The organism is Klebsiella sp. A52 (genome assembly GCF_018388785.1).
Lineage (GTDB): Bacteria > Pseudomonadota > Gammaproteobacteria > Enterobacterales > Enterobacteriaceae > Klebsiella > Klebsiella aerogenes.
On record NZ_CP074437.1, the window covers coordinates 4,888,759 to 4,903,407 of the forward strand.

At 59.4% G+C, this 14,649-nt stretch carries 15 protein-coding genes; 5 read left to right on the forward strand and 10 right to left on the reverse strand.

Annotated features, from left to right (window positions below; translation table 11 throughout):
• Positions 1 to 41: 41 nt before the first annotated feature.
• From nei to ybgI, 8 genes are all read right to left on the reverse strand, one after another.
• A complete protein-coding gene (gene nei, locus KGA69_RS23175) occupies positions 42 to 833 on the reverse strand; it encodes an endonuclease VIII (RefSeq protein ID WP_045393042.1) in 792 nt (263 codons plus the stop codon).
• A 15-nt stretch (positions 834 to 848) separates the two neighbouring features.
• Positions 849 to 1,493 (reverse strand): pyroglutamyl-peptidase I, encoded by a 645-nt coding sequence (gene pcp, locus KGA69_RS23180; RefSeq protein WP_045393039.1) that lies wholly within the window; start codon positions 1,491 to 1,493, stop codon positions 849 to 851.
• 9 nt (positions 1,494 to 1,502) lie between these two features.
• Positions 1,503 to 2,498 (reverse strand): DUF979 domain-containing protein, encoded by a 996-nt coding sequence (locus KGA69_RS23185; RefSeq protein WP_045393036.1) that lies wholly within the window; start codon positions 2,496 to 2,498, stop codon positions 1,503 to 1,505.
• Positions 2,495 to 3,220 carry a DUF969 domain-containing protein gene (locus KGA69_RS23190; RefSeq protein WP_045393033.1) on the reverse strand — a complete coding sequence of 242 codons (726 nt, stop codon included), beginning with the start codon at positions 3,218 to 3,220 and terminating at the stop codon, positions 2,495 to 2,497. The genes KGA69_RS23185 and KGA69_RS23190 overlap by 4 nt, the downstream gene beginning before the upstream one ends.
• 74 nt (positions 3,221 to 3,294) lie before the next feature.
• Positions 3,295 to 4,038: a 5-oxoprolinase subunit PxpA gene (pxpA, locus tag KGA69_RS23195; RefSeq protein WP_213292690.1), complete on the reverse strand. Its 744-nt coding sequence runs from the start codon at positions 4,036 to 4,038 to the stop codon at positions 3,295 to 3,297.
• Positions 4,028 to 4,960, reverse strand: coding sequence for a 5-oxoprolinase subunit PxpC (gene pxpC, locus KGA69_RS23200; protein WP_213292691.1), 933 nt, complete (start codon positions 4,958 to 4,960; stop codon positions 4,028 to 4,030). The genes pxpA and pxpC overlap by 11 nt, the downstream gene beginning before the upstream one ends.
• Complete coding sequence (gene pxpB / locus KGA69_RS23205; protein ID WP_004176857.1) at positions 4,954 to 5,610, reverse strand: 5-oxoprolinase subunit PxpB; 657 nt, start codon at positions 5,608 to 5,610, stop codon at positions 4,954 to 4,956. Before pxpB ends, pxpC begins: the two co-directional genes overlap by 7 nt.
• A gap of 14 nt (positions 5,611 to 5,624) precedes the next feature.
• Positions 5,625 to 6,368 (reverse strand): radiation resistance protein YbgI, encoded by a 744-nt coding sequence (ybgI, locus tag KGA69_RS23210; RefSeq protein ID WP_032707631.1) that lies wholly within the window; start codon positions 6,366 to 6,368, stop codon positions 5,625 to 5,627.
• A 268-nt stretch (positions 6,369 to 6,636) separates the two neighbouring features.
• On the opposite strand from ybgI, the gene dtpD reads away from it, so the two are divergent.
• On the forward strand, positions 6,637 to 8,115 hold the full coding sequence (gene dtpD / locus KGA69_RS23215; RefSeq protein ID WP_213292692.1) for a dipeptide permease DtpD: 1,479 nt from the start codon (positions 6,637 to 6,639) through the stop codon (positions 8,113 to 8,115).
• A 3-nt stretch (positions 8,116 to 8,118) separates the two neighbouring features.
• On the opposite strand, the gene phrB is transcribed toward dtpD, so the two are convergent.
• The gene (gene phrB / locus KGA69_RS23220; RefSeq protein ID WP_045393024.1) at positions 8,119 to 9,528 is read right to left on the reverse strand and encodes a deoxyribodipyrimidine photo-lyase; all 1,410 of its coding nucleotides are present in this window, start codon (positions 9,526 to 9,528) and stop codon (positions 8,119 to 8,121) included.
• A gap of 177 nt (positions 9,529 to 9,705) precedes the next feature.
• Positions 9,706 to 9,912: a DUF2517 family protein gene (locus tag KGA69_RS23225; RefSeq protein WP_015367687.1), complete on the reverse strand. Its 207-nt coding sequence runs from the start codon at positions 9,910 to 9,912 to the stop codon at positions 9,706 to 9,708.
• Between the two features lie 313 nt (positions 9,913 to 10,225).
• Here KGA69_RS23225 and kdpF point away from each other — a divergent pair, with 313 nt between their 5' ends.
• The 4 genes from kdpF to kdpC are packed head-to-tail and all read left to right on the forward strand — an operon-like array spanning position 10,226 to position 14,646.
• On the forward strand, positions 10,226 to 10,315 hold the full coding sequence (gene kdpF / locus KGA69_RS23230) for a K(+)-transporting ATPase subunit F (RefSeq protein WP_020079348.1): 90 nt from the start codon (positions 10,226 to 10,228) through the stop codon (positions 10,313 to 10,315).
• Entirely contained in the window at positions 10,315 to 11,994 is a 1,680-nt protein-coding gene (gene kdpA, locus KGA69_RS23235; RefSeq protein ID WP_045393021.1) for a potassium-transporting ATPase subunit KdpA, read from the forward strand. Before kdpF ends, kdpA begins: the two co-directional genes overlap by 1 nt.
• Before the next feature lie 20 nt (positions 11,995 to 12,014).
• On the forward strand, positions 12,015 to 14,063 hold the full coding sequence (gene kdpB, locus KGA69_RS23240; protein WP_045393018.1) for a potassium-transporting ATPase subunit KdpB: 2,049 nt from the start codon (positions 12,015 to 12,017) through the stop codon (positions 14,061 to 14,063).
• Between the two features lie 10 nt (positions 14,064 to 14,073).
• Complete coding sequence (gene kdpC / locus KGA69_RS23245) at positions 14,074 to 14,646, forward strand: potassium-transporting ATPase subunit KdpC (protein ID WP_045393015.1); 573 nt, start codon at positions 14,074 to 14,076, stop codon at positions 14,644 to 14,646.
• Positions 14,647 to 14,649 lie beyond the last annotated feature (3 nt).

Here is a 14,649-nt window from a genome sequence, read left to right on the forward strand (position 1 = left end):
TTTAAGCGTACAAAAAAATTTTAATCGCTCAACAACTGGCATTAGTGCTGGCAGCCAGGGCACCAGTAAAAGGGTCGCGATGACAGCATCGTTTTCTCAATGATACTGCCGCAGCGTTCGCAGGCCTCGCCATCGCGATGAAAGACCTTAAAGCGGAATAGCGCGCCATGATGTTTGTTTTCATCCACCTGGCCGCGGGTACGGTAAGAAAGGCGCGGGATATCCAGCAGCGCGTGCGCCAGCGCAGCGAGCTGCGTTTCATTGAGCTCGGCGGCTTTATGCTGCCCGGTCAGCCCCACCTGCCACAGGATCTCTACCCGCAGATAGTTCCCGAGCCCGGCGAGAAACGCCTGGTCCAGCAACAGGCCGGAAAACTGGCGATTGCGAAATTTCGCCGATAACAGCCGCTCTCTGACCTGCCCGGCGGTTAACGTCATATCCAGCACATCCGGCCCGACCCGTTGTAAAAACGGATGATGGGCCAGCTGTTGCGCCGTCAATATCTCAATCTCCGAGGCGCTATAGAGCAAAATCGCCTTGCGTGCGGTCTGCAGTCTGACGCGCAGCACGCGGTTCGATTGCGGCTCAACGCCGGCATCCACCACGCGCCAGACGCCATACAGCTGGTTATGGCTATACAGCGTCAATCCGCCGGAGAAGTGGGTTAACAGGGCCTTGCCGCGGGTGGTGATATGGGTCACCCGCTGGCCAATCAACTGGCTTTGATAGGGTTGCAACTGTGGAAAGGCGAACCAGGCTTCGGTTAACGGTTCGCCTTTGATAGCCGCCTCCAGGTTATCCGCCGCGCGGCGGATCTCCGGGCCTTCAGGCATAGTTTCGTCCTTTTGTTAGTGCGTGGCGCCGCCGCCAATTTTGACATCGTCATTCTGTTCAAGAGCGACGGCAATCGCCGTTTCCAGCGCCGCGCGTACCGTCGCGACCGACATACTCGCCTCGCCAGGGTGGGCCGCCGCCTGTTCAGGCAGATACGGAATATGGATAAAACCGCCCTTCTGCCCGCTTTTTCCCTGCAGCTGATGCAGCAAACCATACATCACGTGATTGCAGACAAAAGTGCCCGCGGTTTGCGACACCGAGGCCGGGATCCCCTGCTGGCGCAGCGTGTTAACGATCGCTTTGATCGGTAGCGTGCTGAAGAAGGCCGCGGGGCCGTTAGCGACGATCGGCTCATCGATCGGCTGCTGGCCTTTATTGTCGGGGATCCGCGCATCATCGACGTTGATAGCCACACGTTCGACGGTAATATCGACACGGCCGCCGGCCTGCCCGACGGCAATCGTTAGCTGCGGTTGATAGGTTTCAAGCGCGGCGTTCAGCACCGTTAGCGCCTCGCCGAACACGCAGGGTAACTGTTTAGCCACCACCTGCTGCCCGCGAATAATCACGCCATCAAGCTGCTTAACCACTTCCCATGAAGGATTAACCGTTTCGCCGCCGAACGGCTCAAAACCGGTAATTAATACGCCAGCCATCATCCCTCCTTACAGGAACATCAGGAAATAGAGTAAGAATACGTTGACGATCAGCAGCAGGATACCGGTCGGTACCTGGGCTTTAATCACCGCGTTTTTATCCGGCAGTTCGAGCAGCGCCGCCGGCACGATATTAAAGTTCGCCGCCATCGGCGTCATCAGCGTGCCGCAGTAGCCGGAAAACATACCAATCGCCGCCATTACCGCCGGATTGCCGCCATGCTGCAGGACTAAAATCGGAATGCCAACCCCGGCGGTCACGATCGGGAAAGCGGCAAAGGCGTTGCCCATCACCATCGTCAGCACCGCCATGCCGATGGCGTACACGGCCACGGCGATAAAGCGGTTATCTACCGCCAGATAGTGCTCGGTCAGCCATGAAATGCTGGTTCCGACGCCCGCCGCGGTAAATAGCAGCCCCAGCACCGCGAGGATTTGCGGCAGGATAAAGGCCCAGCCGACGGAATCCAGCAAACGGCGCGCTTCCTGCATCGGCTGCGCCACCGTTTCATGGGTCATACGAATCGCCATCGCCAGGCCAATCAGCGTACCGGCAGTCATTGAGAACAGGGTAATCAGCGTCGCGTGGTTGCCCGGCCCGAAGAGCGCCACCTGCCATGAGGGCAGATTGTTAAACAGCAGAACGCCAATAACGGTGACGACCGGGATCGCCAGCGCCGGATAGAAAAGTTTGTTGCCGAGGCGTTTCGCGCTGGCGGTTTTCTCTTCCTGACTACGCTGATGGTAGCTGCCGAGGCGCACGCCGCCAAAACCGGCGATCAGCGCCAGTACCACCACCACCCCGCCGACGGCGATATTCACCGTACGCTTATCGCCCACCAGTTGATACGTCCAGTCGCCGAGCAAGAACACCAGCCCGTACAGCCCCCAGAACAGGCCGGTTGTCAGGCGCCGCGGATTGCTTTTGTCGCGCCAGGACATGATAGCCACGACCAGCAGTACCGCGCCGGCCAGCCAGTATAAATACGTTTGTTGGAAGTTCATGCCGCACCGCCTTTCGCCTGCCCGGCGTTAACCCGGTCCAGCTCGCGCTGGAGATGGCGATCGAGGCGCCACAGGCGCGCGGCGTGGATCAGGAAGGCGCAGATCGCCGTCGGGATCCCCCACAGGGCAATATGCAACGGTTCCGTCTGGATCCCGCCCGACTCCAGCATAAAGTTGTGCATGAAGATGATCGCGCCAAAGGCGACAAAAATATCTTCACCGAAGAACAGGCCAACGTTGTCGGTCGCCGCCGACATTGCGCGCAGCCGGTAGCGCACATTGCCCGGCAGCGGGCCAAAGCGCTTTTCCGCCGCCCCTTCCGCCATCGGCGCCAGCAGCGGGCGCACCATTTGCGGATGTCCGCCGAGGCTGGTCAAGCCCAGGGCGGCGGTGGCTTCGCGCACGAAAAGATAGACGATCAGCAGTCGTCCGGCAGTCGCGCTATGGATCTTCGCGATCCACGCCTGCGCCCGCTCTTTCAGACCATGGCGCTCCAGCAGCCCGATCACCGCCAGCGGCAACAGCAGAATAAACGGCAGATTACGGGTATTGAGGAAGCCCTCGCCCAGTTTCTCCAGAATAGTGGCTATTGGCATATGCGCCGCCACGCCGGTGACGATCCCGGAGATAATCACCACCAGCACCGGGTTAAAGCGTAATAGAAAACCGACCACAATCACGGCAATGCCGATCAGCGGCCAGAGGGATATCACCTCTTGCATAATAACGTCCTGTTGAGTTGTGAGTGTTGTTAGTTATTTGATTTAATTATTATTAATAATACTAAGGCGGACTATTAATCAATGTCCGCGCTGACGTCGATATTGCGCCCTGCGAAAGCAGCGCGCAAGCGTCGGGCGAAATCGAGCGCATGAGCGCCATCGCCATGCAGGCAGACCGTTTCCGCCTTCACATGCGCCCATTCGCCGCTCAGGCTGCGCACCCGGTTGTGCTGCACCATTTCCAGCGTTTGCGCCAGCGCCTGTTCTTCGCTCTCAATCAGCGCGCCCGGCTGGCTGCGCGGCACCAGGCTACCGTCAGCGAGATAACCGCGATCGGCGAAGACTTCCTGGCGCGTCGTCAGCTGATAGCGCTGTCCGGCGCGGATAAGCTCGCTCCCCGCCAGCCCGACCAGCACCAGCCCGGCGTCGGCATCGCGCACCGCGCGAGCGATAGCATCGGCCAAAAGCGGCTCTTTCGCCGCCTGGTTGTACAACATGCCATGCGGTTTGACGTGCCGCAGCTCGCCGCCCTGGGCATGCACGATCGCCGCCAGCGCGCCAATTTGGTACAGCACCTGGGCGTAGACCGTCTCTGGCGGTAACTGCATCGCGGTGCGGCCGAAATTTTCCCGGTCCGGGAAGCTTGGGTGCGCGCCAATAGCAACGCCGTTTTTCAGCGCCTCGCGCACGCACTGCTGCATGAGCAGCGCATCACCGGCGTGAAAGCCGCAGGCGATATTGGCGGAAGAGACCAGCTGCAGCAGCGCGCTATCGCTGGCGCAGCCTTCGCCGAGGTCGGCATTTAAATCAATTTTCATCGCTTAATCTCCAGGCCAGTTGTTCAAGATAACGCTGCTGATCGGCGCGCGCTTTCAGCGCTTCTTCCAGCGAACATGGGACGAAATGGATCGGCTGACCCAGCGGAATTTGCGCCAGTTGGTACATATCGGCTTCAATAATGCAGGCTATACGCGGATAGCCGCCGGTGGTCTGCGCATCGTTCATCAACACAATCGGCTGGCCGTTATGCGGCACCTGTACCACCCCGGGCAGCAGGCCATGGGAGAGCATTTCCCGGTCGGTTGTGCGCTTGAGCGGCTGACCCTGCAGGCGGTAGCCCATCCGGTTGCTCTGCGGACTCAGCTTCCACGGTGAGCGCCAGAAAGACTCCTGCGACACGCTGTCGAATTCGTGATACTCCGGCCCCGGCAGCGCGCGAATAATATTGCCTATCGGCAGCTGTTTAACGCCGCGCGAGGCGCTAAAGCGACGGGAGGATTTCCCAATCTTCAATTGATCGCCATCCTGCAACCGGCGCCCTTCGATTCCGCCGATACCGACTTTCAGATCGGTAGAGCGGGAACCTAAAACTTCAGGCACGTCGATACCGCCCGCCACCGCCAGGTAGCTGCGGATCCCATGCTGCGGAGTTTTCAACACCAGCCGCTGCCCGGCCTTCGCTTCCATTCGCCAGCCCAACCAGACCGGCGCGCCGTCGAGCGTCGCTTCACAGGCGGCTCCGGTCAACGCGAACCAGCAATGGCGGGTAAACTGTACATCGACCTGACCCAGCGTAATTTCCAGCGCCGCCGTCTCCGGCGCATTGCCCACCAGCAGATTGGCAATGGTCATTGCCGGTTTATCCAGCGCGCCGCAGCGGCTAATCCCCCACTGGCGCTGGCCTTCCCGGCCGCCATCCTGGACCGAGGTGTACATGCCGGCGCGGTTAAATTTCAACATACCCCCTCCTTCTGCGGCACAAAGCGCACGCGATCGCCAGAACGCAGCAGCACCGGCTCTTCACGTTTTGGATCGAATAATGCCAGCGGCGTGCGACCCAGCAGCTGCCAGCCGCCAGGCGTCGCCAGCGGATAGATACCGGTTTGCGATCCGCCGATACCAACCGATCCCGCCGGTACCAGCACGCGCGGCTCGGCGCGACGCGGCATCGCCAGCTGCTCCGGCAGGCCGCCAAAGTACGGAAACCCCGGCTGGAAACCCAGAAACCACACCATGTACTCCACCGAAGAGTGCAGTTCGACCACCTGCTTTTCGCTCAACCCGCTATGGCGCGCGACATCGCCAAGGTCTGGCCCCGCCTCGCCGCCGTAGATAACCGGGATACTGATCTCGCGGGATTCCGGCTCCAGCGCATCGCTCTCTTCCCACCAGCGCTGCAGCTTGTCAATCGCCTCCCACGCCATCTCCTGCGGACGACGCAGCACAACGGTGATGTTGTTCATCCCCGGAATCACTTCAACCACCTCTTCGCGATCGGTCAACCGCTGCGTCAGGCCCCAGATACGTTTTTGGCTCTCCAGGGTCACCGGAGGCTCAAGCTCCAGGACCACCGCCGTTTCACCTAATAGATAACAACGCGCTCGCTGCACTTTTTTCTCTCTCATCAGGCCGGGTTAGGGATATCAATAAAGGTGACGTCCAGGTCGGTATTTTCCGTCAGCCACTCGCTCAGGGCGCGAATACCGCCGCGCTCGGTGGCATGATGGCCGGCGGCATAAAAATGCAACCCCTGCTCACGGGCGGAATGAATCGTCTGCTCAGACACTTCGCCGGTAATAAAGGCATCGACGCCAAAGCGGGCCGCGCTATCGATAAAGCTCTGGCCGCCGCCGGTACACCAGGCGACGCGGGTAACTTTGTCCGGCCCGGTATCGCCGCACCACAGCGGTTTACGCCCTAATCGCGCTTCAATCCACGATGCCAGTTCCAGCCCGGATACCGGCATAGACAGCTCGCCCCACGGCACCAATGGCTCGATTTCCCCCATGACATTGATCCCCAGCAGCTGCGCCAGCTGGGCGTTATTGCCCAGTTCCGGATGCGCATCCAGCGGTAAATGCCAGCCATAAAGGTTGATATCGTTGGCCAGCAGCGTTTTCAGCCGATTGCGCTTCATGCCGCGGATCACCGGCGACTCGCCTTTCCAGAAGTAACCGTGATGCACAATCACCGCATCCGCCTGCAGACGAACGGCTTCATCAAGTAGCGCCTGGCTGGCGGTCACGCCGGTGACGATTTTCCGCACCGTCTCCCGCCCTTCCACCTGCAGGCCGTTCGGGGCGTAATCACTGATGGCCGCGCTATTCAGTTTTTCGTTAATTAATTGTTCCAGTTCGCTATTTTTCATTGCCGCTCCATCAGAAAATCAGTTTGCACAAACCTATAACATAACCACATCCGCCCGAGTCGTCGATAGCGACGCCAAAGGGTCCATTTCAGCCATTCGCGTAATCGCCCAAATTGCCTCTTCCCCTCACCGCGCATTAGTGTATATTTATGCACTTATAAAGCATATTAAATAACCAGAAAGCCATTTAGGCCATGAATAACACCAGACAAACGCTATTCATGCAGAAAGATCGACTTTCGTTTTACGGCCAGGAAATGAACGTTACATGAACAGACAAACTTCACAGCCACGGGCGATCTATTTCGTCGTTGCGCTGCAAATTTGGGAATACTTCAGTTTTTACGGCATGCGGGCGCTGTTAATCCTGTACCTCACCAACCAGCTCAAGTACGACGATAACCACGCCTATACTCTGTTTAGCGCCTACTGCTCCCTGGTCTACGTCACCCCTATTCTCGGCGGCTTCCTCGCCGACAAACTGCTCGGCAACCGCATGGCGGTGATGCTCGGCGCGCTACTCATGGCTATCGGTCACCTGGTGCTCGGCGCCAGCGAAGTCGCCCCCACCTTCCTCTATTTATCGCTGGCAATCATCGTTTGCGGTTACGGACTGTTTAAATCCAACGTCAGCTGCCTGCTTGGCGAACTGTATGAGCCGACCGATCCGCGCCGCGATGGCGGCTTCTCGCTGATGTACGCCGCGGGCAATATTGGTTCGATCATCGCACCTATCGCCTGCGGCTACGTGCAGGAAGAGTACAGCTGGGCGATGGGCTTTGCGCTGGCGGCAGTCGGCATGATTGCCGGACTGGTCATTTTCCTCTGCGGCGGTCGCCACTTTCGCCATACCACCGGCGTTAACCGCGAGGCGCTGCGCGCGCGGACCTTTGTCCTGCCAAACTGGGGCTGGCTGCTGGTTTTGCTGGTGTCGACGCCGCTGCTGATTACCGTCTTGTTCTGGCAGGAGTGGTCGGTGTATGCGCTGATCGTCGCGACGGTGATTGGCCTGGCGGTACTGGCGCGCATTTATCTGCGCGCGGAGAACGACAAACAGCGCAAAGAGCTGCGCCTGATTATCGTCCTCACCGGTTTTAGCCTGCTGTTCTGGGCCTTCGCCCAGCAGGGCGGCAGCTCTATAAGCCTGTATATCGACCGTTTCGTGAACCGCCACGTCATGAGCTATGAAGTACCAACCGCGATGTTCCAGTCGGTTAACGCCTTTGCGGTGATGCTCTGCGGTATGGTGCTGGCATGGCTGGTCAAAGAAAACATCAAGGGCAACCGCACCGTGCGTATCTGGGGAAAATTCGCCCTCGGTCTCGGGCTAATGAGCGCTGGCTTCTGCATTCTGACCTTAAGCGCCCGCTGGTCGGCCGCGTATGGCCACTCCTCCATGCCGCTAATGGTACTGGGGCTGGCGGTGATGGGTTTCGCCGAACTGTTTATCGATCCGGTAGCGATGTCGCAAATCACCCGGATCGAAATCCCCGGCGTCACCGGGGTGCTGACCGGTATCTATATGCTGCTTTCCGGGGCGATCGCCAACTATCTGGCCGGCGTCATCGCCGACCAGACGTCGCAGGCGTCGTTTGATGCCGCCGGCGCGGTTAACTATTCGATTGAAGCCTATATCGACGTCTTCAGCCAGATCACCTGGGGCGCGCTGGCCTGCGTCGGCCTGGTGCTGGTCATCTGGCTGTATCACTCCGTGAAGGTCAAAACCCGCCAACTGGCGGTAGAGTAGAAACTATCTGGCGGCTTCCCAGGCCGCCAGCGTCTCCAGCCGCGCCTGCTTATGGTCAACCAGCGGGCGCGGGTACCTCAGCGTTACCCCCTGTTTATCCGCCCACAGCCACGGCTGATGCAGCGCTTTCTCTGGCACTTCCGCCAGTTCCGGCAGCCAGCGGCGAATAAACTCGCCCTGCTTATCAAATTTCTCGCCCTGGGTCGTCGGATTGAAAATACGAAAATAAGGAGCTGCATCGGTACCGGTCGAGGCCGCCCACTGCCAGCCGCCGTTGTTGGCCGCCAAATCGCCGTCTATCAGTTGGCTCATGAAATAGCGCTCGCCTTGCCGCCAGTCGAGGCGCAGGTCTTTCGCCAGGAAGCTGGCGACAATCATCCGCAGGCGGTTGTGCATCCAGCCGGTGGCGTTAAGCTGCCGCATGGCGGCATCGACGATGGGGAAACCGGTTTGCCCCTGTTGCCAGGCCCGCAGTTCATCCTCATTGCTGCGCCAGGCGACCTTGTCGGTCCAGGCGACAAAGGGCCGGCCTTTACACAGTTTCGGGTAGTAAACCATCAGATGACGATAGAACTCGCGCCAGATAAGCTCGTTCAGCCAGCTTGCGCCCGCTTCGCCATCCAGCGCGCCGGGCTGCTCCCGTAACAAGCGATGCAGGCACTGGCGCGGCGACAGTACGCCTACCGCCAGACACGGCGACAGTCGGCTGGTTCCTTCTATTGCCGGGAAATCGCGCTGCTGATCGTAATCCGCCGCCGGCTGCTGGCAAAACGCGCGCAATCGAGCCAGCGCCGTTTTTTCATCCGCCGCGAACAGATCGGTGTCAAATGCCGTTTGCGGATAGTTGATTTCAGGCAGCGGCGGCGCCTGACGGGCGGCTGACGAGCGTGGTTTAGGCGCCGCCACGCACTCCGGCAGCCCTTCACGCAGGCGGCGGATAAAGGCATTTTTAAACGGCGTAAAGACTTTATACATCTCGCGGCTGCCGGTCATAACGCTGCCCGGCGGCAACAGCACGCTGTCGTCAAACCCCTGACAGGTAACGTCTGTCAGGCTTTTCTCAACACCGGCGTCGCGCCGGCGCTCATTAAACTCATACTGATAGTTATAAAATAGATGGCTCACCTGGTGCTGTTTACAGAAGCGCGTCAGCAGCTCGATGCTGGCGGCGAAATCGTCCGCTTCTTCTACCAGCAGCGGAATACCGCGTTCCGCTAATGCCGCGTGCAGGCTGCGTAAATGGCTGGCGATAAAGGCCGCCTGGCGCGGCGCCATATAATGTTGGCGCCACTGCTCTGGCGTGGCGATATACAGCGCCAGCACCTGCGCCTGCGGGTCGCGGCAGGCGGCGGCCAGCGCCAGATTATCGTGAAGGCGTAAATCCATGCGAAACCAGACCAGATGGGTGGCCATAAAACTCCTCACTCTCCGTAAGCAAAACTCATCACTCAGGCCGGCAAAATAACGCGCTGCGGCAAAATAAGCACCTGCCAATTCTGCCACGGCGCGTGAAAGCTAAGTGTAGACAGCAGACGAAAAAAAACCGCCGGTCGTCAACCGGCGGTTTTATATTCGTCGCAGCAGCGCGGATTAGTAGAAATCGTGCGCGGCTTTTTCCGCCTGCGCCATCCATACCGGCTGCTCACTGGTTTTCGCCCATACGCGATGCAGCCAGCTGTAGTAACGGGCACGATCTTTCCAGAACAGCATCACCGGCAGCGCAGCAACCCCGGCCACGACGGCGAAAGCGCGACGCATCAGGATAATGTGAGCAGGATAAGCTTTGTACAACGCCATAATTTCTCTCCCCTTTGTCAGGCCGGCAAGCAACGCCGGTAAATGTCACAATGTTTGTCTGCACAAATAGTACCGCGCTGGTTGTAATTTTACTACTCATCCGACCACTAAAAAGCACTTATTTATACTTAATTTACATTCACGGCGTAACTTAGTTACAAAAAAGTTAAATTAATACTAATCATTAGTTAAATTGTGCCTTTAGCCATTTTTATACTTTTTTTACACCGCCCGCGGCGATTTTTGCGAAATCTTTGCGCCGAAATTCCTACCCTCTCGGTATATCAATAAGAGACACACCCGGAGGTGGAAAGTGACTACAGGCATCATTGCCGGCGTAACGCTGGTGTTCCTGCTGCTGGCGTATCTGGTCTATGCCCTGATACATGCGGAGGCGTTCTGATGGCCGCGCAAGGGTTCTTACTTATCGCCAGCTTCCTGCTGGTACTGCTGGTGCTGGCGCGGCCACTCGGTTCGCTGCTGGCGCGAATGATCAACGATGTTCCGCTTCCTGGACTTGCCGGCGTTGAGCGCGGTATCTGGCGGCTGGCGGGGATTCGCAGCCAGGAGATGGACTGGCGGCAGTACCTGATAGCCATTGTGCTGTTTAACGCTATTGGTCTCGCGGCGCTGATGGCGCTGCTGATGTGTCAGGGGTGGCTGCCGTTCAATCCGCAGCACTTCCCCAACCTGTCATGGGATTTAGCGTTGAATACCGCGGTAAGCTTCGTCAGCAACACTAACTGGCAGGCCTACGCCGGGGAAACCACCATGAGCTATCTCAGCCAGATGGCGGGCCTGGCGGTGCAAAACTTCCTGTCGGCCGCGACCGGTATTGCGGTGATCTTCGTACTGACCCGCGCCTGGGCGCGACAAAAAGTCAGCACCCTCGGCAACGCCTGGGTCGACCTGACCCGCATTACGCTGTGGCTGCTACTGCCTCTTTCTCTGCTGATCGCGCTGTTCTTTGTGCAACAGGGCGTGCCGCAGAACCTGCAGGCTTATCAGCCATTCACCAGCCTGGAAGGCGTTCGCCAGTGGCTGCCGATGGGGCCGGTCGCCTCGCAGGAAGCAATCAAAATGCTCGGTACCAACGGCGGCGGTTTCTTTAATGCCAACTCATCGCATCCGTTTGAGAACCCGACGGCGTTAACCAACCTGGTGCAGATGCTGGCGATCTTCCTGATCCCGGCGGCGCTGTGTTTTGCCTTTGGCGAAGCGGTCGGCGATCGCCGTCAGGGGCGCGCCATCCTGTGGGCGATGGCGCTGATTTTCGTGGTCTGCGTGGCGGTGGTGATGTGGGCGGAAACCCGCGGAAATCCGCATCTGCTCAGCCTTGGCGCCGACAGCAGCCTGAATATGGAAGGGAAAGAGAGCCGCTTTGGCATTCTCGCCAGCAGCCTGTTTGCGGTAGTCACTACTGCGGCCTCCTGCGGCGCGGTCAACGCGATGCATGATTCCTTCACCGCGCTGGGCGGCATGGTGCCGATGTGGCTGATGCAGATTGGCGAGGTGGTCTTCGGCGGCGTGGGCTCCGGGCTGTACGGCATGCTGCTGTTCGTCATGCTGGCGGTATTTATCGCCGGGCTGATGATTGGCCGCACGCCGGAATATCTCGGCAAGAAAATCGACGTGCGCGAAATGAAAATGATCGCGCTGGCGATTCTGGTGACCCCGACGCTGGTACTGCTCGGCACCGCGCTGGCGATGATGACCGAAGCCGGACGCAGCGCCATGCTGAATCCTGGGCCGCATGGCTTTAGCGAGGTGTTGTACGCGGTCACCTCGGCGGCCAACAACAACGGCAGCGCCTTCGGCGGCTTAAGCGCCGGCACGACCTTCTGGAACCTGCTGCTGGCGTTCTGCATGCTGGTGGGCCGCTTCGGGGTGATCGTCCCGGTGATGGCGATTGCCGGGTCGCTGGTGAATAAGAAAATTCAGCCAGCCAGCTCCGGGACGCTCGCCACCCACGATGCGCTGTTTATCGGCCTGCTGATCGGCACCGTCCTGCTGGTCGGCGCCCTGACCTTTATCCCCGCACTGGCGCTCGGCCCGGTGGCGGAACACTTCTCTTTACTTTAAGCGATGCGGAGCAGCCTGTTATGAGTCGCAAACAATTAGCCCTGCTGGAGCCGACGCTGGTGCGTCAGGCGCTGCTGGATGCGGTGAAAAAACTCAGCCCCTCGGTGCAGTGGCGTAACCCGGTAATGTTTATCGTCTGGATCGGCAGCGTGCTGACCACCCTGCTGGCGATGGCCATGGCCGTGGGGTATCTCGCGGGTCACGCCGGTTTTACCGCCGCCGTCAGCCTGTGGCTATGGTTTACCGTACTGTTCGCCAACTTCGCCGAAGCCATGGCCGAAGGACGTAGCAAAGCGCAGGCCAATAGCCTGAAAGGAGTGAAGAAAACCGCTTTCGCCCGTAAGCTGCGCGCGCCCCAGCACGATGCCCCGATGGATCACGTCCCGGCGGAAGAGTTACGCAAAGGCGATATCGTGCTGGTGGAAGCCGGCGACATTATCCCCTGCGACGGCGAAGTGATCGAAGGCGGCGCTTCGGTAGATGAAAGCGCCATCACCGGGGAATCCGCGCCGGTGATCCGCGAGTCCGGCGGCGATTTCGCCTCGGTAACTGGCGGTACCCGGATCCTTTCTGACTGGCTGGTGATCCGCTGCAGCGTCAACCCTGGTGAAACCTTCCTCGACCGGATGATCGCCATGGTTGAAGGGGCGCAGCGCCGTAAAACGCCGAACGAAATCGCATTGACGATCCTGCTGATCGCCCTGACGCTGGTATTCCTGCTGGCTACCGCCACCATCTGGCCCTTCTCGGCGTGGAGCGGTAATGCGGTTAGCGTTACCGTGCTGGTCGCGCTGCTGGTGTGCTTGATCCCGACCACCATCGGCGGCCTGCTTTCCGCTATCGGCGTCGCCGGGATGAGCAGAATGCTCGGCGCCAACGTTATCGCCACCAGCGGTCGCGCGGTGGAAGCCGCCGGCGATGTCGACGTACTGTTGCTGGATAAAACCGGCACCATCACCCTCGGCAACCGTCAGGCCTCGGCATTCCTGCCGGCGCGCGGCGTCGAAGAGCGCGTGCTGGCCGATGCCGCCCAGCTGTCGTCGCTGGCGGATGAAACGCCGGAAGGCCGCAGCATCGTGGTGCTGGCGAAACAGCGCTTTAATCTGCGCGAACGCGACCTGCAGTCGCTGCACGCCACATTTGTCCCCTTTACCGCCCAGACCCGTATGAGCGGTATCAACATCGACCAACGTATGATCCGCAAAGGGTCGGTAGACGCGATTCGCCGCCATATCGAAGCTAACGGCGGCCACTTCCCGGCCGATGTCGATAAGCAGGTAGAAGAGGTCGCCCGCCAGGGGGCCACGCCGCTAGTCGTCGCGGAAGGCGAGCGCGTACTGGGGATTATTTCGCTTAAAGATATCGTCAAAGGCGGCATTAAAGAGCGTTTCGCCCAGCTGCGCAAAATGGGCATTAAAACGGTGATGATCACCGGTGATAACCGCCTGACCGCCGCCGCCATCGCCGCCGAAGCGGGGGTTGATGATTTTCTGGCCGAAGCGACGCCGGAAGCCAAGCTGGCGCTGATTCGCCAGTATCAGTCGGAAGGACGGCTGGTGGCGATGACCGGCGACGGCACCAACGACGCCCCGGCGCTGGCGCAGGCTGATGTAGCGGTCGCGATGAACTCCGGCACCCAGGCGGCGAAAGAGGCGGGCAATATGGTGGATCTCGACTCAAACCCGACCAAGCTGATTGAAGTGGTGCATATCGGTAAACAGATGCTGATGACCCGTGGGTCGTTAACCACATTCAGTATCGCCAACGACGTCGCCAAGTATTTCGCGATTATTCCGGCCGCCTTCGCCGCCGCCTATCCGCAGCTGGCGATGCTGAACGTGATGCATCTGCACTCGCCCTCTTCGGCGATCATGAGCGCGGTTATTTTCAACGCCCTGATTATCGTCTGCCTGATCCCTTTAGCACTCAAGGGCGTGAGCTATCGTCCGCTGTCGGCATCGGCGATGCTGCGCCGCAACCTGTGGGTTTACGGCCTCGGCGGCCTGATTGTGCCTTTCGTTGGTATTAAAGCCATCGACCTGTTGCTGACCCTGACCGGTCTGGTGTGAGGAAACTACCATGTCATTGATTCGTCCGGCATTTGTGCTATTTATTCTGTTAACCCTGCTCACTGGCGGCCTGTATCCGTTGTTGACTACCGCCTTAGGGCAGTGGTGGTTCCCGCAGCAGGCTAACGGCTCGCTGATCCAAATCGACGGCGAGGTGCGCGGCTCCGCGCTGATCGGGCAGAACTTTACCGCAGCCGGTTATTTCCACGGCCGCCCTTCCGCGACGGCAGAGGTGGCGGATAATCCGCTGGCCTCTGGCGGCAGTAATCTGGCGGTCAGCAATCCGGCGCTGGATAAAGCGATTAGCGAACGGGTACAGGCGTTACGCGCCGCGAACCCGCAAGCGAACCCAACGGTGCCGGTCGAGCTGGTTACCGCATCGGCCAGCGGGCTGGATAACAACCTGACCCCTGCCGCGGCGCTGTGGCAGGTACCGCGCGTCGCTAAAGCGCGCAATCTCAGCGACGCGCAGGTGAAACAGCTAGTGGATCAGGCGACGCAAAAACCGTTGCTCAGTTTTCTCGGTCAACCTGTGGTAAATATACTGCAACTGAATATGGCGCTGGATGCCCTAAAGGATTAATCA

Bases quoted from the DNA above. Each gene is read 5' to 3' on its own strand.
- nei (WP_045393042.1), bottom strand. From the start codon at position 833: ATGCCTGAAGGCCCGGAGATCCGCCGCGCGGCGGATAACCTGGAGGCG.
- pcp (WP_045393039.1), bottom strand. From the start codon at position 1,493: ATGGCTGGCGTATTAATTACCGGTTTTGAGCCGTTCGGCGGCGAAACG.
- KGA69_RS23185 (WP_045393036.1), bottom strand. From the start codon at position 2,498: ATGAACTTCCAACAAACGTATTTATACTGGCTGGCCGGCGCGGTACTG.
- KGA69_RS23190 (WP_045393033.1), bottom strand. From the start codon at position 3,220: ATGCAAGAGGTGATATCCCTCTGGCCGCTGATCGGCATTGCCGTGATT.
- pxpA (WP_213292690.1), bottom strand. From the start codon at position 4,038: ATGAAAATTGATTTAAATGCCGACCTCGGCGAAGGCTGCGCCAGCGAT.
- pxpC (WP_213292691.1), bottom strand. From the start codon at position 4,960: ATGTTGAAATTTAACCGCGCCGGCATGTACACCTCGGTCCAGGATGGC.
- ybgI (WP_032707631.1), bottom strand. From the start codon at position 6,368: ATGAAAAATAGCGAACTGGAACAATTAATTAACGAAAAACTGAATAGC.
- dtpD (WP_213292692.1), top strand. From the start codon at position 6,637: ATGAACAGACAAACTTCACAGCCACGGGCGATCTATTTCGTCGTTGCG.
- phrB (WP_045393024.1), bottom strand. From the start codon at position 9,528: ATGGCCACCCATCTGGTCTGGTTTCGCATGGATTTACGCCTTCACGAT.
- KGA69_RS23225 (WP_015367687.1), bottom strand. From the start codon at position 9,912: ATGGCGTTGTACAAAGCTTATCCTGCTCACATTATCCTGATGCGTCGC.
- kdpA (WP_045393021.1), top strand. From the start codon at position 10,315: ATGGCCGCGCAAGGGTTCTTACTTATCGCCAGCTTCCTGCTGGTACTG.
- kdpB (WP_045393018.1), top strand. From the start codon at position 12,015: ATGAGTCGCAAACAATTAGCCCTGCTGGAGCCGACGCTGGTGCGTCAG.
- kdpC (WP_045393015.1), top strand. From the start codon at position 14,074: ATGTCATTGATTCGTCCGGCATTTGTGCTATTTATTCTGTTAACCCTG.